The organism is Jatrophihabitans sp. sgz311053, assembly GCF_056135305.1.
Window position 1 is genome coordinate 404,094 of sequence record NZ_JBWAXP010000001.1, and the last position, 20,360, is coordinate 424,453.

A 20,360-nucleotide genomic window follows, 5' to 3' on the forward strand; every position below is an offset into this window, starting at 1 on the left:
CCGCTACTGGGTCACGAACTGGGTGAGGAAGACGTCGAACACCTCCCCCTCGTAGGCCGTCTTCATCTTCTTCTCCAGCTCGTCCATCAGCTTCTTGCGGGCGTCGTTGCCGGAGACCGCCGCCACGGTGCGGTTGCTGAACTCGTCGATGACGAGCTCGGCGGCCTGGCTGGTCTTGAAGGCGTCGGGCGTGGCCTTGCCCTCGACGAGCTGGATGGCGACGGCGAGCTTGAGGTAGTGCCCGCCCTGCAGGTTCACGGTGGTCGGGTCCATGGGGACGATGTCGCCGCCCTTCACCGGGCCGGCCTCGGCCGCGGGCGCCATGAACTGGTAGGCGCCGCCACCGATGCCGAGCACGGCGACCAGCCCGATGATGGCCTTCTTGGACTTCAGCAGGCTCTTCTTCTTCGGCTCCTCGCCGGCCTTCTCGTCCTTCTTCGCGGGACTCATCGGGACTCCTCGGAATTCTGCGTGCTGAGCACGACGATCTCGACCCGGCGGTTCAACGTGATCGAACGAGGGTCGCTGGCGGGGTAGAGCGGACGCTGATCGCTGTAGCCGACCGCGGTGAGGCGCTTGGGCGAGACGCCGTGGTCGGCGAGGTAGCGGACGACGCTGGAGGCCCGCGCCGTCGAGAGCTCCCAGCCGCTGGGGTACGGGCCGGTGCTGACCTTCTGCTGGTTGGTGTGACCGTCGACCTCGATGGCGCGCTTCTCCTTGGCCAGCGGCGCGGCGACGACCCGCAGGATCCGCTGGCCTCGCGGCAGCAGCTGCGCGCTGTTGCCGGGGAAGACGAGCGCGTCGGTGACGACGGTGATGACCAGGCCGCGGCGGTCCACGGCGAAGCGGGTGGTGCCGGCAAGGTTGGCCTTCTTCAGCGCCGCGGTGATGCGAGCCTGGATCTGGCTGTAGTCGGACTTCTCGTCGGCCGCGCCGGCCCGGCGCTGCATCTCCCGCAGCTCCGCGCGCGCGGCCTCGTCCGCGCCGGCGCTCCCGGTGCTGCCGGGGTTGCCCTGGGCGCGCTGGGCGATCGGCTGTCCGGGCGTCACCAGCTGGGTGCCCTGCCCGGTGGCATCGGTCTGCAGCAGTCCCACGCCGCCGCTGAGCGCACCCGTGGTGCCGTCACCGAAGACGTTGGAGAGTGCGGTCTTGAGCTGGATGAACTTGGAGGTGTTCACCACCGAGATCGAGAAGAGCACGATGAAGAGCACCAGCAGCAGCGTCAGCATGTCGGCGTAGGTGACCAGCCAGCGTTCCGCACCGCCCTCCTCGTGACCGCCGCCGTGCGCCTTCTTGCGCCGTGTCCGCGCCGAGCCGGCGGCCTCGCCGTGCGCGGCGGGCATCAGGCTGCGTCCTTCTGCGCATCCGGTCCGGGGGCCGGGACGATCGTCATCATCGCGTTCAGCTTGCGGGCGATCATGCGGGGGTTGTTGCCGGCCTGGATCGCCAGCACGCCCTCGATGACGATCTCCATCTGCTCGCACTCGGCCTCGCTGAGGCGCTTGAGGCGGTTCGCGATCGGGAACCAGAAGACGTTGGCCGTCATGACGCCCCAGAGAGTGGCGACGAAGGCCGAGGCGATGCTGTGGCCGAGGTTGGCCGGGTCGTCCAGGTTGCCCAGCACGTGGACGAGGCCGAGGACGGTGCCGATGATGCCGATGGTCGGGGCGTAGGCGCCCATGTCGGAGAAGGTCTTGGCGGCTGCGGCGTCGGCGGTTCGCTTGGCGTCGACCTCGGCGCCGAGGATCTCGGCGACCTCGTCGGCGTCGGTGCCGTCGACGGCCATCTCGAGCGCGCGTCGCAGGAAGGGGTCCTCGACCTCCTTCACGTCGGCCTCCAGGGCCAGCAGTCCCTCGCGCCGTGCCCGGTCGGCGAAGCCGACGATGGTCTCGACACCGGCGTTGGCCTGCGGGGTCGGCGCGGTGAACGAGCGGATCATCGCCTTCGGCAGGTTCTTGGCGTCACTCATGAGACCACCGGCGATGCCGGCGCCAAAGGTACCGACGAAGACCAGGATCATGGGCGGGATCAGGAACATCGCGGTGATGTCCCCGCCTTCCATGATCGTCGAGCCGACGATCGCGACGAGGGCCATGCCGACGCCGATGATGGTTGCCGGATCCATGTCATGCCTCCCCGGGGTCGACGCGGATCGGCACGACGGTGCCGGTCTCGCGGCTGGCGGCAGCACGCGGGCGCGGGGCCGGGACGTCCAGCGGGGCGCGCGAGGCGAGGACGAGTTCGGCGCGGTAGTCGCGGACGAGAGCGATCAGCTCGTCGAGGGATTCGCTGATGACGTACTTGCTGCCGTTGACGAGCGTCACGACAGTGTCGGGGGTCGCCTCGGCGCGCTCGATGAGATCGGGGTTGAGCGCGAAGCTCTGCCCACTCAGTCTCGTCAGATGCAACACGATGTCCGTCCTTGGCTGGCTGCGGCGGAACCATCCGTGGTTCCGACACCGGGACTATCGGCCGTATCGGACGAGTCTTGAGTCGGTATAGCAACTCCGCTTCACGCGGGGCAGGGCTGCCGGACGTCCGGCACCGATTCGCCTAGCCACGCAGCGTCTCGCCGGGTGTCACCCCGTAACGGGCGGCGTAGGCGGCGGCGAAGCGTCCGGAATGGGCGTAACCCCAGCGAGCGGCGACCTCGGCGACGGTGTCACCGTCGGCCGGGTCGGCCCGCTGCAGCTCCCGGCGCGCGGCGTCGAGCCGGAGCTGGCGTGCATACCCCAGCGGTGTGGTGTCGAGGTGGCGACGGAAGGCATATTGCAGGGCGCGGGCACTGGCTCCGGCGGCCAGCGCGATGTCCCGGAGCTGGATCGGTTCGTCGACGTGTGCCTCGATGTAGGCCTTCGCGCGCCGCACCGCCGCGGGTGCCACCGCACCCGGTCCGGGCAGGTGCTGCCGGGTCATGAGCGTGTTGGGAAACGCATGCAGGGCCGCGGTGGCGACCGTCCGGGCCAGGTCGTCGGCCAGCAGTGGCGAGGCGACCGGCGATTCGTGATCGGCGAGGGCGCCGCTGACCAACCCGGTCAGGGCGCGCCAGTAGCGGCGCATCGACGGCGACACGGGAGTCACCTCCCGGAAGACCAGCTCCGAGCCCGGCACACCGCTCAGGTCCTCGGCCACCTGACGGAGTCGGCTGCTCGCGAGCCGGATGGTGGTGACGTCGTACCCCGCCATGTCGAAGGCGACCGGCACGCCCAGGGGGTAGAACGCGACGTCGCCGGCTCGCACGATTGCCCCGCCGGCACTGCTGTCGATCTGCACGCTCCCGGCGTGGACGACGAAGAAGACGAAGTCGGTGAAGCCCTGTTCGGCGATCCCGGAATAGTCCAGGGAGGTGCGCAGCCGGTCCGACCCGATGGCCGGCGTGTCGTAGGTGCGGGCGGAGAAGCGGGCACCGCTGCGGGCCGCCGCGAACCGCGAGGAGTTCTCCGCGTACAGCCGGGCGATGAAGTCGGTGATCTCGGCGTGATCGGCCGAGACGAACGACGATCGGTGAACGAGTGACCCGGGCGCTGACATGTCCTCTCCCGACCACAGGGCGAGAAGAGGGTGCTGATTGACCCAAGGTGCACGATACGCAGCCGGGGCCTGAGGAACGAACCTCGGCGGACCCCGAGGTTGGCGGAATGACCCCATGCGGACAACCGTGGTATCTGCCTGACGGGGATCCCCCCGTTCCCGTCATGGCCGCCCGGGCGGGCTCAATCCGCGAACTCGTTCGGGCGCCCTCCCGTTCGGCCCCTTCTGCCCTCAGCGGAAGCCCGCGCGACCGGTGCCGCCGTCAGCTTCACTGACGGTGTGCGCAGAGTGCTCGTTCTGGGAGGAACCGGGTGGCTGGGCCGTGCGGTGGCGCGCGCGGCCATCACGGAGGGGGCCGAGGTCGTCTGCCTGGCCCGCGGCGAATCCGGCGCCGCGCCTGCGGGGGCCCGGCTGATCCGATCCGACCGTCACCGTCCCGACGCCTACGACCAGCTCGCGGGCGAGTGGGACGAGGTCGTCGAGCTCAGCTGTGAGCCGCGGCTCGTCGCCGGCGCCCTGGCCGCCCTCGCCCCTCGGGCCGCGCACTGGACGCTGGTCTCCACGGTCTCGGTGTATGCCCGCAATGACGAGCCCGGCGCCGACGAGACGGCAGCCGTGGTCGACCCGCAGGATCTCGCCCGGTACCCGGACGCCAAGGTGGCGGCGGAGCGACGGACGGCAGCGGCTGTCGGGGAGCGCCTGCTCATCGCGCGGCCCGGCCTCATCGTGGGTCCCGGCGATCCGAGCGACCGCTTCGGCTACTGGCCGGCGCGCCTGCTGCGGGGCGGGCGGGTGCTCGCGCCCGAGACCGCCGGCCGGTTCGTCCAGGTGATCGATGTCGCGGACCTCGCCGCCTGGCTCGGCCGGGCCGGACGACATCGCGTGACCGGCACCGTCAATGCCGTCGGCGAGGTCCATCCGATGGCGGAGTTCTTCGGCGAGGCCGCCGCCGTGACGAGCTTCGCCGGTGAGCTGGTCACCCAGCCCGACGAGACACTGCGCGCGCAGGACGTCCGCTACTGGGCAGGGCCGCGCTCGCTGCCGCTGTGGCTTCCGCGCTGCGACACCGGGTTCGCGCAGCGATCCGGGGCGGCCTTTCTCGCCACCGGAGGCGCGGTCCGGCCGTTGCGAGACACGCTGCAGCGCAGCACGGCCGACGAGCTGCACCGCGGCATCAGCCGGAGTCGACGCTCCGGCCTGACCCCCGACGAGGAGACCGCAGTCCTGGACCACGCCTGACCGCCGGCGGGGGCCGGCCGCTCGCAGCGGGGGCCGCGGCCCCTCCACGCAGGCGCGCTCCGCTTCGTCGCGCCCCCGCGTCACCCGTCACCGGCCGCAGCCGGCCCAGGCCCACCGGCGCCGCTCCGGCCCCCCGGTCTCCAGCGACGCCAGGTCCGGGGGGAGAGGGGGACGGGAAACCCCGCCCGCGATATCCATTACGGGTGCCCCGGACAATAGGCCGTCCCCGCTGACGCGGGGCGCCGGAATCATGGCTTAAATTCGGTACGTGATGCAATAGCGCCACTCGTGACGTGCCGCATTTCTTGCTCACCCGGCGGCAATGTCCAACGCGGCCCGGACGACGGTGGGCGACCGCGTGCTGCCGGCGCCGTCGATAGCGTGATAACGCGGCAGGAGAGGCCCCGTGCCGCCGACCGCAAATGTCGGCTCGTTTCCCGGATACGCACCTCGTCCTTCTCGCGGAACGGTAGGCACCCTCATTCAGCGCATTGACGCGTCCGATCCACCAGGTGCATGTGCTCCTCCGCCCACGTCTTCAGAGCGCGCAGCGGCGGGACGAGAGTGTGGCCAAGGGCCGTGAGTGAGTAATGGACCGCCGGTGGGCTGACGGGCTCAACCCTTCGGTGGACCAGGCCGTCGACCTCGAGCTGTCGCAGAGTGGTGGTGAGCATTTTCTGCGAGATGCCGGGCAGCTGGCGGCGCAGACTCCCGAAGCGGATCTCCTGCCCGTCGGCGAGCAAAAGCACCAGCATCACCGTCCACTTCGAGCCGACCCGGTCGAGGAGGTGCCGGGTCGGACAGTCGGCGTCGTAGAGATCGCCCCGGCGCCCTGCACTGGTCACCTCAGGGTGCCTATCGGCGGCCGAAGTGCCGTCTTGCCGATTCATTTCACACTCTCCTACCGTTGCCTGGTCACCAAAAGTAACCGAAGGAGCCCGGATGAACGAGCCGGATGACGTCGACGTGCTCGACCTCGATCTCGGGGACCTGCGGACACGCGTCCACCGTGCCGGTCCGGGCGCGGGAGAGGTGGTCCTGCTGCTGCACGGGTTCCCGCACACGGGCGAGGTGTGGCTCGGGGTGGCGCGGCGGCTGGCAAGCGCGGGATATCGGGTGTTGGCGCCGGACCTGCGAGGCCTCGGGGGCTCGGGCGTGACACCTGCCGGTTACGACGCGGTCGACCTCGCCGGCGACCAGCTCCGCCTGCTGGACGAGCTGTTGCTCGATGTCGCGCATGTCGTCGGCTTCGATCTCGGCGCCGCGCCGGCCTTCGCCCTGGCGGCCGCTCATCCGGGGTGGGTGTGCAGCCTGACCCTCGTCGAGGCCCTCGTCGGCGGACTTCCCGGCGGCGATGCCTCACCGGCCGCCGGGGTGCCGTGGTGGTTCGGTTTCCATCAGGCGCCCGGCGGTCTCGCCGCGGACGTGGTCACCGGCGACGAGGACCGCTACGTGCGGTTCTTCCTCTCGGCCGGTTCTCGCACCGGGGTGCCGGAGCAGCTCATCCGACGGTTCGTCGCCGCCTACACCGGCCGGGAGCGCCTGCATGCTGCTTTCGAGCACTATCGCGCAATTCCACGCAACGCCATATGGAACGCGGCGTGGGCCGAGCGCGGCAGGCTCGACCTGCCCGTCAGCGCCGTCGGCGCCGCCGCGGTCGGCGACCTGCTGGGCGAACAGCTCGCCGGCGTGAGCACCGACCTCGCGCTGCATCGGCTGCCCGAAGCCGGGCACATCGTCCCGATCGACGCCCCCGACGCGCTCGCCGAGATCATCAGCGCCACCGCGCGGCGGGCCCGTGCACCGCGGCAGACATGAGACGACCGCCGGACCGGATGGTGGTACCCATCCGGCCCGGCGGTCGTCTGCGCTCAGCCGTGCGGAGATCAGTTCTTGAGGTTCACCAGGGTCTGCAGGACCTCGTCGGAGGTGGTGACGACCTTCGAGTTCGCCTGGAAACCTCGCTGGGCGACGATCAGACCGGTGAGCTCGCGGGACAGGTCCACGTTGCTCATCTCGACGTAACCGGAGGTCACGGCGCCGCGCCCACCGGTGCCGGCGGTGCCGGTCTGCGCGGGCCCGGAGGTCGGCGACGCGACGTACTGGCTGTCGCCGATCTTCAGCAGGCCATTCGGGTTGGTGAAGGTGGCCATGCCGACCTGGCCGATCTCGGTGGTCGTACCGTCGGCGGCCACACCCTGCACCGTGCCGGCGGAGTCGATGTTGTACGAGACGTAGGCGCCGGTCTTGAGGCTGGACAGGTCCAGCACGGAACCGTCCGGCGACAGCACGGTCGCACCGTCGGCGGTGACCAGGTGCCCGGAGTTGTCGATGCTGAACGCTCCGTTGCGGGTGTACGTGAGATCGCCCTTCGGCGACTGCGTCATGAAGAAGCCGTCGCCCCGGATCATGAGGTTGCTCGGCACGCCGGTCGCCTGCGGCGAGCCCTGGGAGAAGTTCATGTTCGTGCCGGTCACGCTGACACCGAGGCCGACCTGGTTGGCGTTCGCCCCGGTCGACGAGAGGGTCTGGCTCAGCGCGTCCTCGAACATCGTCGACGACGACTTGAAGCCGACGGTGTTGACGTTGGCGATGTTGTTCGCTGTCACGTCGAGCATCTGCTGGTGGGCGTTGAGGCCGCTGATACCGGTGTAGAGCGAGCGCAGCATGGGGGTGGTCCTTCCGGGTGGGGGTGGGGGTGAATCAGCTGGTGGGGGCTTGGCCGACTTCGACGACGCCGCTGAGCGGTATCAGCTTGTCGCCGATCTTCAGGGTGGCGGCGGCGCCGCCGGCGACGCTCGCCGACGTGACGACGCCGGTGAGGCGGGTGCCGTCGGTGCCGATGTAGGTGACCTGCTTGCCGATCATCGAGGTGGCCGACTGCAGCTGCTGTGATTGCGCGAGGCCGCTCAAAGTCGAGGACATCGAGTCCATCGTCTGCACCTGGCTCAACATCGCCGTCTGGTTCATGAAGGTGGAGGTGTCGGTCGGGTTGGTGGGGTCCTGATACTTCAGCTGGGCCACGAGCAGCTGCAGGAATGCCTGCGGGTCGAGCAGTCCCTTCGTCGTGGCATTGGTCGAGCCGCTGGTCGAGGAGTCGGTGCCGGTCGTGCCGCTGGCCGAGCTGGCCGGCGTGTAGGTGGTGCCGAGGGCGGTCACGCCACTGACGGGGAGGGTCATCGGGTCACATCCACTGGTCGAAGTCGTCGGCGGAGGAGGGACGTTGCCGACGACCCGACGAGTCACCGGAGTCGTCGGCGTGGTCCCGGCGCGGCTGTCGGTCGGCGCCGCTGTCACGCGGTGCCGGCTGCTCGTGACGCGGGGCTTCGGTGACGGCGACCTGATGCACCGCGGCGAGGTCGCGGTGCAGGCCGGGCAGCGCCGCGGCCACGGCGTCGCGGGCGCGACCGTCGGCGCAGGCGACCGTGACGTCCAGGACGCCGTGCGAGACGCTGACCGTCACGCGCACGGATCCGAGGTCGGCGGGGTGGAGCGCGACCTCGAGCTGATGGGTGCCGTCGGGGCCGCGGTGCAGCCGGGCCAGCGCGGAGACCAGTGCCGGCTGCGGCTGCTCGACCAGGGTGGCCGGCAGCGCGGGAGCCGCCGGTGCGGCGACCGGTCGTGCCTCGACGATCGAGCTGAGGGTGTGGACCCCGACCGACGCCGGGTCGACCGCGGTCGGCGCAGCGGCCGACGCAACGACCGGGGCAGCGGATGACTCCGACTTCGCCGGCGCGTCACTCGTCGCCACGGCAGCCCGGTCGGGTGCTGCGCCTCCCCCGGCCACGTCGGCGACAGAGGCGGCGAAGGCGGACGGCGATCCAGCGGCCGGGGAGGTTGCCGGTTGTGCTGCGGCCGGGGCAGCGGATGCCGCCGCGGCGGAGGCAGCCAGGGGTTCGGCCGTGACGGACGTGCCCGCCCGCGAGGTCGACGCGACGGGGGCGGCCGGGATCGGCAGCGTCGTCGCGGCCGCCGTGAGTGGCAGCGTCGCCGTCTGCTGCGCCGTCGTCGGAGCGGACGCCGCTGCGACCGGGGCGGCCTCGGATGCACTCGCCGACGCAGCCTTGGAGGCGGCGGGCTGGACCACGGGCCGGAGCGCGCCGGTCCCGCCAGCGACCCGCGGGCCCGGCCGTGGCCCGTCGGCGGCGGGCGACGGTCCGGAGCTCGCCGACGGCAACGGCGCCACGGTGGGCTGCACCGAGCCAGTGGACTGCGGGGCGCCGGTGCCGCGCGCCTCGCCGGTCGGCAGCGCCGACGTCGCGCTGCCCGGCGTCATCCCGACGCTCCCGGCGCCGGGACGGACTGCCGGATCGAGGCTGGGGTGGGGCGAGCCGGCCGCCAGCAGCGGTATCGCGGTACTGATCGACCCCGGCGCGGCGGGACCCGCGGTGGCGGGAGCTGTGGCCGCAGGATCCGAGGCGGTCTTGGCTCCGACCGCCGAAGCACCCGCCACGGTGGCGGCGGCCGCGCCGGGAGGCAGTGTCGCGGCCACGGGTGCCGGCTGCGCGAGGCCCAGTGCGGCGACCAGCGCGGCGCCGTCCGGCACGGTGTCGTCGGCAGCGAGGTCGGCAGCGGGGTCGGCACCGTGACTGCCCGAGGTATGGGTACCGGTCGCCCGGCCACCGGTCGTGAGCGGGCCGGCCACAAGCGCGGTGTCGTCCTCGCCGGCCAGGGTCTCGAGGGTGCCGTCGGCGGGAGCGAGCTCGCCCAGCAGCTTCGCGAACGGCGCCGGCAACTGCCCGTCGGCCGTCGCGGCATCGCGGGACGCCGCCGGGCTGCCGGCCGAACCGGCAGCGGGGAGCGCCTGCCACAGCACGGCCAGCGTCGGAACTGATGCGGTCATCGGGCACCTGCCAGGGTCGCGGTGATACGTCGGACGTAGTTCTGCGTCTCGCTGTACGGCGGGATGCCGCCGTACTGGTGGACCGCGCCGGCGCCGGCGTTGTACGCGGCCAGCGCGAGGGGCACGGTCCCGAACTCGCGCAGGTTGCGCCCGAGGATGCGGCCGGCGGCGCGGATCGCCTGCTCCGGATCCATCGGGTCGATGCCCATGCCGGCGGCAGTGGCCGGCATGATCTGCATCAGCCCCTGCGCACCGGCGGGACTGACGGCGCGCGCGTTGCCCCCGGACTCCTGCTGACAGACCGCGGCGAGCAGCCCCGACGGCAGGCCGTTCTTCGCCTCGGCCGCCGCGAACTGCGGTGCCCAGGCGGCCACGTTGGCGCTGACCCCGGCGGGCACGGTGCCGGCAGCCGGGGTGATGCCGGTGATGCCCGCGCTGCTCCCGACACCGTCCATGCGGCGGATGCTGGTCGGCGTCTGCGAGAGCTCGGTGACGTGGACGACCTTGCCCGGCTCCGGGCTCTCGACGATCTGGTTGTTCCCGGCGTAGATCGCGACGTGGTAGGCGGGGTCGCCGAAGAAGACGAGGTCACCCGGCTGCGCCTGCGCCAACGACGCCACCGGGGTGCCGACGTCCTGCTGCTCGGCCGCGGTCCGCGGCAGGTCGATGCCGAGGTCCTTGAAGGTGGTCTGCACCAGACCGCTGCAGTCCATGCCCGAGGTCGACTCGCCGCCCCAGACGTAGGGCACGCCGAGGTACTTCTTGGCGGTGGCGACGACGGTGTCACCGCTGACGCCACCGGCGGTGCTCGTGCTGGCGGGCAGCGCCGTCGTGGCCGCCGTCGCCGGCGTCGCGCCGGCGAGAGCGGCGGCGAAGGACGAGGCCGAGGTCCGATTCGGCACGACCTGCGCGATGCGGGCCTCGATGGCCTGCATCTGCGCGGCGATGCCGGCGATCGCGGGGAGCGAGGCGATGTCGGCGGGCGCGGTCATGACTCGTCCTTGCGGCGCTGGTGACCGGAGGCGGCGATCTCGTCCATCTCGAGCTGCGCCACGCGGGTGAGATGACGCTCCTCGGCCTGCTGCGCGTCGTCACGCAGCCGCTCGGCCGACTGCCGTGCCACCGCGGCGGCGGTGTGGTTCTGCTCCTGCTCGACGACCCAGCGATCGGCCCGTTCGGCTTCACCGACGGCGGCGGCGTGGGTCGCCGCGGCGGACTGCAACGCCACCGCAGCCGCGACGAAGGCGCCCGCGTCGATGACCGAGGTCTGCTCGCCCATCGCCTGCAGCCGCGCCTTCTCGGCACGGGCCTGCGCGTGGGCTCGCGCCTGCGAGCGGCGCGCGAAGGAGAGCCGCTGCGTGGCCGCATCCTCCTGCGACTGCCGCGCCCGCACCAGGTGCGACATCCAGCGGGGGGTCATGCGGCGTCCTGCCCGGGTGCGGCGTGGCCCAGCGCGGTCGCGAGCGCGCCGAAGGCCGCGTCCCGCGGGGTGAGGTCGTGCATGTCCTGTCGCAGCACGGCCTCCAGACCGGGCCAGACGGCGAGGGCCCGGTCGGCGTCGGCGTTGGAGCCGGCGACGTACGCCCCGATCTCGACCATCGGCTTGACGTCGCGCCGGGCGGCGATGAGCCGACGCGCCTCGCTCGACACCGCGCGCTGCGCGGGCGTGGTGACGGCGCCGGCGACCCGGGAGACCGACTGCAGGACGTCGATGGCCGGGAAGTGCCCGGAGTTGGCCAGCGCCCGGTCGAGCACGAGGTGGCCGTCCAGGATCGAACGGACGGAGTCGGCGATCGGCTCGTTGTGGTCGTCGCCGTCGACGAGGACGGTGTAGAGGCCGGTGATCGACCCGCGGGCGGCGGCACCGGCGCGCTCCAGCAGCCGCGGCAGCATCGCGAAGACCGAGGGGGGATAGCCGCGCGTCGTCGGCGGTTCTCCGGCCGAGAGCCCGATCTCGCGCTGGGCCATGGCCAGCCGGGTGACGCTGTCCATGAGCAGCAGGACGTCCTCACCGCTGTCACGGAACCACTCCGCGATGCGGGTGGCCACGAAGGCGGCGCGGAGCCGGACCATCGGCGGCTGGTCCGAGGTCGCCACGATCACGACGGCGTTGCGCAGTCCGTCCGGGCCCAGGTCGTCCTCGAGGAACTCCCGGACCTCACGGCCACGCTCGCCGATGAGGGCCAGCACGGTGACGCCGGCCGACGTGCCGCGGGTGAGCATGGAGAGCAGGCTGGACTTGCCGACACCGCTGCCGGCGAAGATGCCCATCCGCTGGCCGCGTCCCACCGGGGTGAGGGTGTCCAGGGCACGGACGCCGGTGGGCAGTGGCGTGTCGACCCGGGACCGGGTCAGCGCATCCGGCGGCGCGGCGTCGAGGCCGACCAGCGGCAGCCCCGCCGGCAGCAGCGAACCGTCCAGCGGACGCCCGAGACCGTCGAGGACCTGTCCGAGCAGCTCGGCGCCGACGCGCACCTGCAACGGTGCGCCGGTGCTGCGGACCGCGTCGCCGGCGGCGATGCCGGCGAGCTCGCCGAGCGGCAGGCAGGTGGCGACCGGCTCGCCGTCGTCGAGCGAGACGGCGACGACCTCGGCCGGGACCGCGCCGACCGTGACGACGTCACCCACCCGGGCGGCGAGACCCCGCACCCGCACCGAGAGTCCGCGCACCTCGGCGACCCGTCCGGAGACGACGGGACGGCCGGCCTGCGCGGCCTCGGCGACGGCAGCGGCGACCCGCTCGAGGACGATCATCGGCCCAGCACCTCGCGGGCCCGGGCCAGGGCGGCGTCGAGGCGTGCCTCGACGGTGGTGTCACCGGTACGGGCGACAGCGTCACCGGGCCGCAGCGTGGCATCGGCGACGAGGACGACACCGGCCGGGACCGAGGCCTCGGCGACGACGGCGAGATCGGCGGGGTGCAGCGCGACGGTGACGCTCTCGGCCTCGGTGGGGACGAGCGCCAGGGCGCGGCGCATCGCGACCACGCCCCGCTGCTCGTCGTCACGCAGCGTCGCACCGACCAGGGATTCGGCGAGGGTGAAGGCACTGTCCAGGACGAGCTGCTCCAGGCCGGCCAGGGCCAGCGCGGTGCGTCCGGCGAGCTCGGCGCCGGCCGCGTCGAGTGCGGTGAGGGCACGCTCGACCGAGAGCCGCGCTGCCTCCGCGGCACGGGCGGCCACGACGGCACGGGCGGCGTCGTCCTGCGCCGCCCGGCGCTCGGCCTCGGCCCGACCCTCCGCCACGCCCGCGGCGTGGCCCTGTGCGCGGGCCTCGCGGCGGGCGTCGGCCAGCAGCGTGGCGGGAATGCCGACGCGGTCGGAGACCTCGAAGGCCGGCGTCACCGGCGTGGCGGCGCGCGGGAAGGCCTGCTCGAAGTTCCAGCTGCCCCGCTGGCTGGCGCCGCGGGTGGCTCCGCCGGCCAGCAGCGGTGCGGGACGGCCGCGGTCGGTCAGGTCGATCGGCTCGAAGGCGGTCGCCGCGGGCACTGCGGCGAGCGGACGCGAGGAAGCTTCGGAAGTGGAGCGCGCGGCCGCCTCGGTGGGCGCGGCGATCTCAGGCGACGAAGGCATCGTCCTCGCCCCTTCCGACGGTGATCTCGCCCGACTCCTCCAGCTGCCGGATGACCCGGACGACGCCGGCCTGCGCCTCCTCCACCACGTGCACGCGTGTGGGGCCGAGGACCTCGAGCTCGTCGGCGAGGTCCTGGGAGGCCCGTTCGGACATGTTCGAGAGCACCTTGTTGCGGACCGGGTCCGAGACGCCCTTGAGGGCGAGTGCGAGCTCGTTGACCGGCACCTGCCGGACGATGAGCTGGATGGCGCGGTCCTCCAGGCCGACGATGTCCTCGAACATGAACATCTGGCTGCGGACCTTCTCGGCGAGCACCGGGTCGAGCTCTTCGAGGCCGTCGATGATGAGGCGCTCGGTCCCGCGGTCGGCGCGGTTGATGATGTCCACCAGCGGGCGCAGCCCGCCGACGGTGGAGAGGTCGGCACGGACGCCGAGGGAGGAGAGCCGCCGTTCGAGCGCGGACTCGACCTGCCTGATCAGCTGCGGCGAGGTGCGGTCCATGACGGCGATGCGGTGGGCGACGTCGGCCTGCAGCTCGCGGGTCAGCCCGGCGAGGATCGGGGCGGCGATGGTCGCCGGCAGGTGGGCCAGCACGAGCGCGATGGTCTGTGGGTGCTCGTCGCAGAGGAACGACACGATCTGCCGGTGGTCGAGCTTCTGCAGGAAGGTGAAGGGCAGCTCGACGAGGTTGTGCGAGACCTTGTCGACGATGGCCATGGCCCGCTCGTGACCGACCGAGGCGGTGAGCATGTTCATCGCGGTGTCCATGCCGCCGCGAGCCGGGCCGGAGCCCGAGGCCCCGAGCAGCATCGCGAACTCGTCCAGCACCGCGCCGGCCAGATTCTGCGGCACCGTGCCCATCCGGGCGATCTCGATGGAGAGTGCCTCCAGCTCGGCCTCGGTGAGCTCGGCGAGCACCCGGGCGGACTCGTCGCGGCCGAGCTGCAGCACCAGGATCGCGGCCTTCTGTCGCGGGCTCAGCGCCATCGCCGCGGGGTTGACCGCCGGCGGTGCGTCGGGGATCTCCAGCGACTCGGTGACGACGTCGACGGTGTTTCCGGGAAAGGCGAGGACGGTCATCGCTCACTCTCCTTGGCGCTCAGCCACCCGGACAGCAGGTGGGCTACCTCGGCGGGACGGTTGTCCGCGGCGACCACCAGCGAGCGGCGGCGCTCGGCCAGGCGCTCGTTGGCGTCCTGGGCGGCGGCCGGGCGGAGGGGGCGGACGGGCTCGGGCTCGGGCTCGTCGATGAGCTCGTCCATCAGGTCGGTGTCGTCGTCGGGCCCGCGGTCCAGCGGCTCGCGCGACGAGCGGGCAGCGGCACCGCCGCGCCGCTTGCGGGAGGCGAGCCAGGTACCGATCACCAGGGCCAGGATCACGGCGGCGAAGACGCCCTGCTTGATGAGGCTCATCATCTCCTGGTGGCTCTTCTCGGCCGCGGCCTCTGCCGCCGCCGCCTTGGCAGCCTTCGCCGCCTCGGTGGTGGCGGAGTTGTTGAAGGGCACCGTCTCGACCGAGAGCGTGTCGCCCCGCTTGGGGTCGAAGCCCGTCGCGGCCTTGACCAGCGACTCGATGCGGGTCGGGTCGAGGTTCTTGGCGTTCTGGTCGAGCATGACGGCGATGTGCAAGGCCTTGACGCCCCCCGGCGCCACCTCCGTCGTGTTCGTGACGCGGCCCAGGGCGTTGTTCACCAGGTCGGTGGTCTTGAGGTAGTTGCCGTTGCCGCTGCCGCCGCCGGTGGTGCCGTTGGTGTCGACGGTGCCCGCCGTGCCGCCGGGTCGAGCGCCGCTGCCGGTGTAGGTCTCCTTGGTCTTCGACTCCGACACCGGCGGGGTGTTCTTGTCGTAGACGTACTTGTCGGTCTTGGTCGTGGACTGGTCGAAGTTCAGGACGCCGTTCACCAGCACCTGGGCGTGGCCCGGGCCGAGCGAGGTGTCGATCGTCGACTGGATGCCCGCCTGCAGCCGGCTGTTGAAGTCGCCGGCGGCCTTGGCCTGCGTCGCCGAGTTCACCGAGCCCGAGAGGCCGCCGTCCGGGGAGGAGAGCACGTTGCCGGCGGAGTCCGTGACCGTGACGTTGCCGGTCTTCATGCCCTGCACGCTGGAGCTGACCAGATAGACGATGGACTGCACCTGCGTGCTGGTGAGCTGGGTGCCCGGCGCGACGGTGAGGAAGACCGAGGCGGTGGGGCTGCTCGTCCCGTCGCTGAAGACGTCGTCCTTCGGGATGGCCAGGCCGACCCGGGCGGACTGGACGCCGTCGATGGAGCCGATGGTCTTGGCGAGCTCGCCCTCGACCGCGCGCTGGTAATCGACCTGCTGCTTGAACTGGGAGGTGGTGACACCCTCCTTGTCCAGCAGCGCGTAGCCGGTGTTGCCCGAGTTCGGCAGGCCGGCCGCGCTGACCGCGAGCCGGGCGGCGTCCACCTTGTCGGCGGGGACGGTGATGCCGGCGCCACCGTCGGTGAGCTTGTAGGGGATGCCCTTCTCGTCGAGCTTGCCGACGATCGAGCTGGCGTCGCTGGCAGCGAGGTTGGAGTAGAGCGGCGCGTAGGTGGGGTCGGACTTCCAGGTCGCGAGGAGGTAGCCACCGACGGCCAGCGCGATGACGGCGACGACCACGACGGCCTTCTGACCGGGGCTGAACGCCTTGAAGTCGGCCCAGCGCTTCTTGGCGATCTCGGTCGCCTGGGTCTTCATGTCCGGCATCGGTTACGCCTGCATTCCCATGATCGTGTTGAACGCGGCGACGGCCTTGCTCTGCACGGTCGAGGCAAGCTGCGTCATCAGCTGCGCCTGGGTGGCGGCGACGGTGACGGCAGCGGGGTCGATCTGCTGGCCGGTGGCGGCGGCGACGTTGAGCTTGTCGACCGCGGACTGCGACTGGCTGACGGCGTCCAGGCCCTTGCCCAGCTCGGCGGCGAAGTTGCCGGCCGAGACGCCGGCGCTCGCGCCGGTGGCGCCGACGCCCGCACTGGGGTCGATGCCGGTGGTCGAGCCGACGGGCGAGACCGCGCCGATGGCACCGATGGGGGCGGTCATCAGATGCCCTTGCCGATGGCGATAGCGGCCTCGTAGACGGCCTTGGCGCGGTCGACGACGTTGGCGTTCGCCTGGAAGGCGCGCTGCGCCAGGATCATGTCGCCCATCTGCTTGCTGAGGTCGACGTCGGCGCGACGGATGTTGCCGTTGGCGTCGGCCAGCGGGTTCGTCGGGTCCTGGACCAGGTCGCCGGTGTCCCCCGCGCGGGAGGCGACGCTGCGCACCTCGACGCCGTCCTGGTTCGCGGCCTCCTGCAGCTCGACGTAGCGCTGCGTGAAGACCGTGCCGTTGCTCGCCGCGGTGTCGTTGACGTTGGCGATGTTGTTGGCGATGGTGTCGAGCCAGGTGTGGTAGCTCTGCAGGCCGGTGCCGGCCGTGGTGATCGTCTCGAACATCGCCCTCAGCCCTTCAGCACCGTCGAGATCAGGCCGAACTTGGCGGTGATGGCGTTGGCGAGGAGCTGCTCCTGCAACGTGGTCTTGGTGGCAGTGACGATCTCGCGCTCCAGGCTGACGTTGTTGCCGTTCACCCCGGCGGCGTCGCCGGTCCCGGACACGTCGGTCTGCGCCGCGGTCGGGTCACCGGAGTCGACAGCATCGGCGAGGCTGGTCTCGAAGTTGACCTGCGTGGCGTTGAAACCCGGCGTCTCGACGTTCGCGATGTTGTTCGCGGTCGCCGCCTGTCGCTGGGACAACCCGGCGAGCGCGGTACGCAACGTCAGAGACGTGACGTCGTCGAGCACGATGGACCTCCGGCGGAGATGCGTGCCGGTCCATCGGCAGTGCGGGGTGAGCGATCCGTGCTCACCGCCACCATCGACCGTCGTCCGCCGGACTTTAACCGAAACCCCACACCGTTTCAGTGGTGGGAGCACCGGGTCGGATCGGCGCATGCCGGACCGCCGCGCCGGCCACGGTGGGTCGGCGCGGCGGGTCGGCGCGGTGGGTCGACGCGGTGGGAGCCGGTGAGCCCGGCCCGGCTACATCCGGCTGTCGAAGAACCGCGGGCCGGAGTCGACCGGCGCGACGGGACGGGGGCGGACGGTGAGGGCGCCGTGCAGGGTCGCCAGCTCGTCGCGCAGCTGCAGCTGCAGGGCCACGATGCGGTTGCGCAGGTCGCGAATCCGCGTCTCCAGCTCCGGCGGGATGGGCGGCATGGTGTGGATCGGGGGCATCGCGGTGAGCACCCCGGACCAGGGCAGGCTGGACTGGGCCGGCGCGGGCGGGCCGTGCAGGACCGCGGGGCTGACCGTGACCGGCGCCCGCATCGCCCGCTCGGCCGCGCGGATGTCGGCCTCGAGCGCGGCGAGGATCGCCTCCCAGCTGTTCTCGTCACCGACGGAGGCGGCCGCGTTCGCGGCAGCCACGGCGGCGGTGGCGGCAGCGGAGCCGCCGCTCAGGCCGTCCACCGGGCACCGATCGCGGTGGCGGGGCTGGCGCTCGCGGACTCCGTCCCACCCGCGGCGACCGTGCTCCAGGCCTCCCGCAGCGTCCAGACGTTGGCCTCGACGCTGGTGAGGCCGACGACGTCACCGCTGAGCTGCGCCGCCCAGATCGCCCGCAGCATGTAGTCGTAGAGCGAGGCCAGGTTGGCCGCCGGACCGCCTGCGGTGTGGTCGAGGCTGCCGAGCAGCTCGCCGACGATGAGCGCGGCGTGGTTGAGGTGCTCCTGTGCGGTGTCCCGGTCGCCGCGCGCGCGGGCAAGATCGAGGGCGAGCCGGTCGTAGAGCATGACGATCCGCTGCGCGGGGGTCGCCGTCATCACCCGATCGGCGAGAAAGCGTTGCTTGAGCGCGTCCATGTCCGTGCCTTCCTTGGCGTCAGAGCATTCGGTGCTGGGTCGGGCGCATCACTAGTTCGACTCCTTCGAGTTCGTGATGCTGTTGAGCATGGCGGTGACGTAGGTCTGCTGTCCCTGCAGCCGGCCGAGGGCGGACTGCATCGTGGCGTACTTCGCCTGCATCGCGGTCTGGATGTCGGCGAGCCTGGTCGTCCAGTCCGCGATCTCATTGTTGAGTCGCGTCCCGGAGTCGGTGAGGCCGCTCATGGCCTGCGTGATCGAGCCGTCGGGCTTGTCGACCGCCCCGGTGGCGATGGTGTCCAGGCTCGTGGCGAACGAGCCGCCGACCGCGGCGCGGGTGGCCGTCGGGTTCTTGGCGTAGGCCGCCGCGAAGGTGTCGGCGTTGAAGCTCAGCACACCCCTGTCGTCGATGCTGATGCCGTAGGAGCTGAGGCTCTCGCCGGCGGCGGTCCCCTTGCTCACGGCCGAGCCGAGCGAGGTGATCAGCTGCCGGACATCCGGCGCGCCCTGCAGCAGCGCACCCTGTGCGCTGTCGGTGGCGAGCTCGCTGCGGGCGGTGTTGTACGCGGTGACCATCGCCTGCACCGACTTGCTGATCGCCGCGGTGTCGACGCCGACGTTGATGGTGACACCGGTGGCGACCGCGCTGGCGGAGAAGGAGACGCCCGGGATGACGTCGGTGAAGGTGTTGGAGGCGCTGCTAACGGTGTAGCCGTCGGCGCCGCCGAAGGCCAGCTGCGCGTCGCCGGCGGTGACCAGGTCCCGTGAGGTGGTGAGGCCGTCGACACTGAAGCCGTTCGCCGCGCCGGTCTTGGTCGAGGTGAGCTGCAGCTGCATGCCCTGGTCGGTGTTGATCACGGCGGCCCGGACACCCAGGTCGGCGTTGTTGATCGCGGTGGCGACGTCCTTGGCGCTGCCCGACTGCGCGACGAGTTCCTGCGGGGTGCCGTCCGGACCGGTCAGCGTGAAGCGGTTGTCCGGGTCGGTGAGGACGGTGCCGTCGGCGGCGGGGGTCACGGCGGTGACCTGGGCGGTGGCGAGCCGGACGACGTCGAAGGTCGTGCTCCCCGCCTGCGCCGTGCTCGAGGCCGAGGCCACGACCGAGGTGTTCGACGAGGTGGCGGTGGTGGCCTGCCAGGCGGTGACGCCGCCGGTGCCGGCGCCGAGGGCGCGGGCCGCGGTCTGCAGCGCGGTCACCTTGGTGTTGATGGTCTGGTACGCCGACAGCTTCGCCGAGACGGTCTGCAGCTGGTCGGTGAGCAGGTTCTTCGGGACGGACTGCGCCTGCATGAGCGACGAGATCAGCGAGGGCACGTCGATCGCCCCGGCGGTACCGCCGAGGAGACCGCTCACGCTGATGCTGCCGGTCGAGGCCATCGTCAACTCCGTCTGGAAAACGTGCGGTGAGGCACCGACGCCGGGCCGCCGGATCCGGTCGGATCAGGCGGCCCGGCGTGCGGGCGGGTGGTGCTGGTGCTGCCTGGTGGTGCGGGTCGGACTACTGCAGCAGCTTGAGGATGGCCTGCGGGGCCGAGTTGGCCTGGGCGAGCACCGAGGTGGCGGCGTTCGTCAGGACCTGCTGCTGGGTCATCTGGGTGACCTGGGTGGCCAGGTCGGCGTCGGTCAGGTTCGACCGCGAGGCGCTGACGTTGGTGATCGCCGTCTGCAGGTTGTTCACCGTGTAGCTCAGCTGGTTCTGCGTGGCACCGATGCTCGCCCGCGAGGCGGAGACGGTCTGGATGGCCGAGTCGATCGTCGCGAGCGACGTCGACGGGTCGCCCGAGGTGACGTCGATGGCGTTGGTGCCGAGGGTGGTGCTGTCGGACTTGGTGAGCGAGAGCGAGATGCTGTCGCCCGCGTTCGCGCCGACCTGGAAGTTCTTGGACGTGTAGGTGCCGTCCAAGAGGTTCTGCGAGCCGAACTTGGTGCTGGCGGAGATCTTGTCGAGCTGGCTGTTGAGGGCCGTGACCTCGGACTGGATCGCCGACAGCGAGTTGCTGTCCTGCGTACCGGTGCTGGACGCCTGGACGACCAGCGTGCGCATGCGCTGCAGGATGTCCTGCGAGGTGCCGAGGGCGCCGTCCGCGATCTGGGCGACGTTGGTGGCGTCCTTGGCGTTGCTGACGGCCTGGGTGAGGCCGTTGATCTGGCTGGTCAGGCCCTGGCTGATCGCCAGGCCGGACGCGTCGTCGGCCGCCTTGTTGATGCGCAGGCCGGACGAGAGCTGGCTGAACGCGCTGTCGAGCTTGCCCTGGTTCGTGGACAGGTTGTTGTACGCGTTGAGCGCGGCCACGTTGGTGTTGATGCGAAGACTCATTGTCTGCCTCCCAAAC

The 20,360-nt window shown here is 71.7% G+C and carries 24 protein-coding genes; 2 read left to right on the plus strand and 22 right to left on the minus strand.

Annotation, left to right across the window (positions count from 1 at the left end; translation table 11 throughout):
- Positions 1-3 precede the first annotated feature (3 nt).
- The 5 genes from AC0NZQ_RS01640 to AC0NZQ_RS01660 form a co-directional block, all read right to left on the minus strand.
- On the minus strand, positions 4-450 hold the full coding sequence (locus AC0NZQ_RS01640) for a flagellar basal body-associated FliL family protein (protein WP_474527888.1): 447 nt from the start codon (positions 448-450) through the stop codon (positions 4-6).
- The gene (locus AC0NZQ_RS01645; RefSeq protein WP_474527889.1) at positions 447-1,343 is read right to left on the minus strand and encodes a flagellar motor protein MotB; all 897 of its coding nucleotides are present in this window, start codon (positions 1,341-1,343) and stop codon (positions 447-449) included. The genes AC0NZQ_RS01640 and AC0NZQ_RS01645 overlap by 4 nt, the downstream gene beginning before the upstream one ends.
- Positions 1,343-2,125, minus strand: coding sequence for a flagellar motor protein (locus tag AC0NZQ_RS01650; protein WP_474527890.1), 783 nt, complete (start codon positions 2,123-2,125; stop codon positions 1,343-1,345). The genes AC0NZQ_RS01645 and AC0NZQ_RS01650 overlap by 1 nt, the downstream gene beginning before the upstream one ends.
- 1 nt (position 2,126) lies before the next feature.
- Positions 2,127-2,411 carry a flagellar FlbD family protein gene (locus AC0NZQ_RS01655; RefSeq protein WP_474527891.1) on the minus strand — a complete coding sequence of 95 codons (285 nt, stop codon included), beginning with the start codon at positions 2,409-2,411 and terminating at the stop codon, positions 2,127-2,129.
- A gap of 142 nt (positions 2,412-2,553) precedes the next feature.
- On the minus strand, positions 2,554-3,531 hold the full coding sequence (locus tag AC0NZQ_RS01660) for an AraC family transcriptional regulator (protein ID WP_474527892.1): 978 nt from the start codon (positions 3,529-3,531) through the stop codon (positions 2,554-2,556).
- 288 nt (positions 3,532-3,819) lie between these two features.
- Between AC0NZQ_RS01660 and AC0NZQ_RS01665 the strand changes: the two genes are divergently transcribed.
- On the plus strand, positions 3,820-4,770 hold the full coding sequence (locus AC0NZQ_RS01665) for an NAD-dependent epimerase/dehydratase family protein (protein ID WP_474527893.1): 951 nt from the start codon (positions 3,820-3,822) through the stop codon (positions 4,768-4,770).
- 479 nt (positions 4,771-5,249) lie between these two features.
- On the opposite strand, the gene AC0NZQ_RS01670 is transcribed toward AC0NZQ_RS01665, so the two are convergent.
- A complete protein-coding gene (locus tag AC0NZQ_RS01670; RefSeq protein ID WP_474527894.1) occupies positions 5,250-5,660 on the minus strand; it encodes a winged helix-turn-helix transcriptional regulator in 411 nt (136 codons plus the stop codon).
- Between the two features lie 52 nt (positions 5,661-5,712).
- Here AC0NZQ_RS01670 and AC0NZQ_RS01675 point away from each other — a divergent pair, with 52 nt between their 5' ends.
- Entirely contained in the window at positions 5,713-6,588 is an 876-nt protein-coding gene (locus AC0NZQ_RS01675; protein WP_474527895.1) for an alpha/beta fold hydrolase, read from the plus strand.
- Positions 6,589-6,656: 68 nt separating this feature from the next.
- On the opposite strand, the gene AC0NZQ_RS01680 is transcribed toward AC0NZQ_RS01675, so the two are convergent.
- The 16 genes from AC0NZQ_RS01680 to AC0NZQ_RS01755 all read right to left on the minus strand — a co-directional run bounded on the left by AC0NZQ_RS01680 (position 6,657) and on the right by AC0NZQ_RS01755 (position 20,344).
- Entirely contained in the window at positions 6,657-7,439 is a 783-nt protein-coding gene (locus AC0NZQ_RS01680; protein ID WP_474527896.1) for a flagellar hook-basal body protein, read from the minus strand.
- 34 nt (positions 7,440-7,473) lie between these two features.
- A complete protein-coding gene (locus tag AC0NZQ_RS01685; protein ID WP_474527897.1) occupies positions 7,474-7,950 on the minus strand; it encodes a flagellar hook assembly protein FlgD in 477 nt (158 codons plus the stop codon).
- A 4-nt stretch (positions 7,951-7,954) separates the two neighbouring features.
- Positions 7,955-9,613, minus strand: a complete 1,659-nt coding sequence (locus AC0NZQ_RS01690) for a flagellar hook-length control protein FliK (protein WP_474527898.1) — start codon at positions 9,611-9,613, stop codon at positions 7,955-7,957.
- Positions 9,610-10,605, minus strand: coding sequence for an NlpC/P60 family protein (locus AC0NZQ_RS01695; protein WP_474527899.1), 996 nt, complete (start codon positions 10,603-10,605; stop codon positions 9,610-9,612). The genes AC0NZQ_RS01690 and AC0NZQ_RS01695 overlap by 4 nt, the downstream gene beginning before the upstream one ends.
- A complete protein-coding gene (locus AC0NZQ_RS01700; RefSeq protein ID WP_474527900.1) occupies positions 10,602-11,033 on the minus strand; it encodes a hypothetical protein in 432 nt (143 codons plus the stop codon). Before AC0NZQ_RS01700 ends, AC0NZQ_RS01695 begins: the two co-directional genes overlap by 4 nt.
- Positions 11,030-12,367: a FliI/YscN family ATPase gene (locus tag AC0NZQ_RS01705; protein ID WP_474527902.1), complete on the minus strand. Its 1,338-nt coding sequence runs from the start codon at positions 12,365-12,367 to the stop codon at positions 11,030-11,032. Before AC0NZQ_RS01705 ends, AC0NZQ_RS01700 begins: the two co-directional genes overlap by 4 nt.
- Positions 12,364-13,101: a FliH/SctL family protein gene (locus AC0NZQ_RS01710; RefSeq protein WP_474527903.1), complete on the minus strand. Its 738-nt coding sequence runs from the start codon at positions 13,099-13,101 to the stop codon at positions 12,364-12,366. The genes AC0NZQ_RS01705 and AC0NZQ_RS01710 overlap by 4 nt, the downstream gene beginning before the upstream one ends.
- A 67-nt stretch (positions 13,102-13,168) precedes the next feature.
- Positions 13,169-14,266, minus strand: a complete 1,098-nt coding sequence (gene fliG / locus AC0NZQ_RS01715) for a flagellar motor switch protein FliG (protein WP_474527904.1) — start codon at positions 14,264-14,266, stop codon at positions 13,169-13,171.
- Positions 14,263-15,885: a flagellar basal-body MS-ring/collar protein FliF gene (gene fliF / locus AC0NZQ_RS01720; protein ID WP_474527905.1), complete on the minus strand. Its 1,623-nt coding sequence runs from the start codon at positions 15,883-15,885 to the stop codon at positions 14,263-14,265. Before fliF ends, fliG begins: the two co-directional genes overlap by 4 nt.
- Positions 15,886-15,897: 12 nt before the next feature.
- The gene (gene fliE / locus AC0NZQ_RS01725) at positions 15,898-16,227 is read right to left on the minus strand and encodes a flagellar hook-basal body complex protein FliE (protein ID WP_474527907.1); all 330 of its coding nucleotides are present in this window, start codon (positions 16,225-16,227) and stop codon (positions 15,898-15,900) included.
- Positions 16,227-16,622 carry a flagellar basal body rod protein FlgC gene (locus tag AC0NZQ_RS01730; protein ID WP_474527908.1) on the minus strand — a complete coding sequence of 132 codons (396 nt, stop codon included), beginning with the start codon at positions 16,620-16,622 and terminating at the stop codon, positions 16,227-16,229. Before AC0NZQ_RS01730 ends, fliE begins: the two co-directional genes overlap by 1 nt.
- A gap of 5 nt (positions 16,623-16,627) precedes the next feature.
- The gene (locus AC0NZQ_RS01735; RefSeq protein ID WP_474527910.1) at positions 16,628-16,969 is read right to left on the minus strand and encodes a flagellar basal body rod protein FlgB; all 342 of its coding nucleotides are present in this window, start codon (positions 16,967-16,969) and stop codon (positions 16,628-16,630) included.
- Between the two features lie 237 nt (positions 16,970-17,206).
- Positions 17,207-17,635 (minus strand): hypothetical protein, encoded by a 429-nt coding sequence (locus AC0NZQ_RS01740; RefSeq protein WP_474527911.1) that lies wholly within the window; start codon positions 17,633-17,635, stop codon positions 17,207-17,209.
- Entirely contained in the window at positions 17,623-18,027 is a 405-nt protein-coding gene (locus AC0NZQ_RS01745; RefSeq protein ID WP_474527912.1) for a flagellar export chaperone FliS, read from the minus strand. Before AC0NZQ_RS01745 ends, AC0NZQ_RS01740 begins: the two co-directional genes overlap by 13 nt.
- A gap of 51 nt (positions 18,028-18,078) precedes the next feature.
- Positions 18,079-19,404, minus strand: coding sequence for a flagellar filament capping protein FliD (gene fliD / locus AC0NZQ_RS01750; protein WP_474527913.1), 1,326 nt, complete (start codon positions 19,402-19,404; stop codon positions 18,079-18,081).
- 121 nt (positions 19,405-19,525) lie between these two features.
- Positions 19,526-20,344, minus strand: coding sequence for a flagellin N-terminal helical domain-containing protein (locus tag AC0NZQ_RS01755; protein WP_474527914.1), 819 nt, complete (start codon positions 20,342-20,344; stop codon positions 19,526-19,528).
- Positions 20,345-20,360: the final 16 nt, after the last annotated feature.

Coding starts and splice junctions, on each gene's coding strand:
- AC0NZQ_RS01640 (WP_474527888.1), bottom strand. CDS start 450: ATGAGTCCCGCGAAGAAGGACGAGAAGGCCGGCGAGGAGCCGAAGAAG.
- AC0NZQ_RS01645 (WP_474527889.1), bottom strand. CDS start 1,343: ATGCCCGCCGCGCACGGCGAGGCCGCCGGCTCGGCGCGGACACGGCGC.
- AC0NZQ_RS01650 (WP_474527890.1), bottom strand. CDS start 2,125: ATGGATCCGGCAACCATCATCGGCGTCGGCATGGCCCTCGTCGCGATC.
- AC0NZQ_RS01660 (WP_474527892.1), bottom strand. CDS start 3,531: ATGTCAGCGCCCGGGTCACTCGTTCACCGATCGTCGTTCGTCTCGGCC.
- AC0NZQ_RS01670 (WP_474527894.1), bottom strand. CDS start 5,660: ATGAATCGGCAAGACGGCACTTCGGCCGCCGATAGGCACCCTGAGGTG.
- AC0NZQ_RS01675 (WP_474527895.1), top strand. CDS start 5,713: ATGAACGAGCCGGATGACGTCGACGTGCTCGACCTCGATCTCGGGGAC.
- AC0NZQ_RS01680 (WP_474527896.1), bottom strand. CDS start 7,439: ATGCTGCGCTCGCTCTACACCGGTATCAGCGGCCTCAACGCCCACCAG.
- AC0NZQ_RS01685 (WP_474527897.1), bottom strand. CDS start 7,950: ATGACCCTCCCCGTCAGTGGCGTGACCGCCCTCGGCACCACCTACACG.
- AC0NZQ_RS01690 (WP_474527898.1), bottom strand. CDS start 9,613: ATGACCGCATCAGTTCCGACGCTGGCCGTGCTGTGGCAGGCGCTCCCC.
- AC0NZQ_RS01695 (WP_474527899.1), bottom strand. CDS start 10,605: ATGACCGCGCCCGCCGACATCGCCTCGCTCCCCGCGATCGCCGGCATC.
- AC0NZQ_RS01700 (WP_474527900.1), bottom strand. CDS start 11,033: ATGACCCCCCGCTGGATGTCGCACCTGGTGCGGGCGCGGCAGTCGCAG.
- AC0NZQ_RS01705 (WP_474527902.1), bottom strand. CDS start 12,367: ATGATCGTCCTCGAGCGGGTCGCCGCTGCCGTCGCCGAGGCCGCGCAG.
- fliG (WP_474527904.1), bottom strand. CDS start 14,266: ATGACCGTCCTCGCCTTTCCCGGAAACACCGTCGACGTCGTCACCGAG.
- fliF (WP_474527905.1), bottom strand. CDS start 15,885: ATGAAGACCCAGGCGACCGAGATCGCCAAGAAGCGCTGGGCCGACTTC.
- fliE (WP_474527907.1), bottom strand. CDS start 16,227: ATGACCGCCCCCATCGGTGCCATCGGCGCGGTCTCGCCCGTCGGCTCG.
- AC0NZQ_RS01730 (WP_474527908.1), bottom strand. CDS start 16,622: ATGTTCGAGACGATCACCACGGCCGGCACCGGCCTGCAGAGCTACCAC.
- AC0NZQ_RS01745 (WP_474527912.1), bottom strand. CDS start 18,027: ATGGACGCGCTCAAGCAACGCTTTCTCGCCGATCGGGTGATGACGGCG.
- fliD (WP_474527913.1), bottom strand. CDS start 19,404: ATGGCCTCGACCGGCAGCATCAGCGTGAGCGGTCTCCTCGGCGGTACC.
- AC0NZQ_RS01755 (WP_474527914.1), bottom strand. CDS start 20,344: ATGAGTCTTCGCATCAACACCAACGTGGCCGCGCTCAACGCGTACAAC.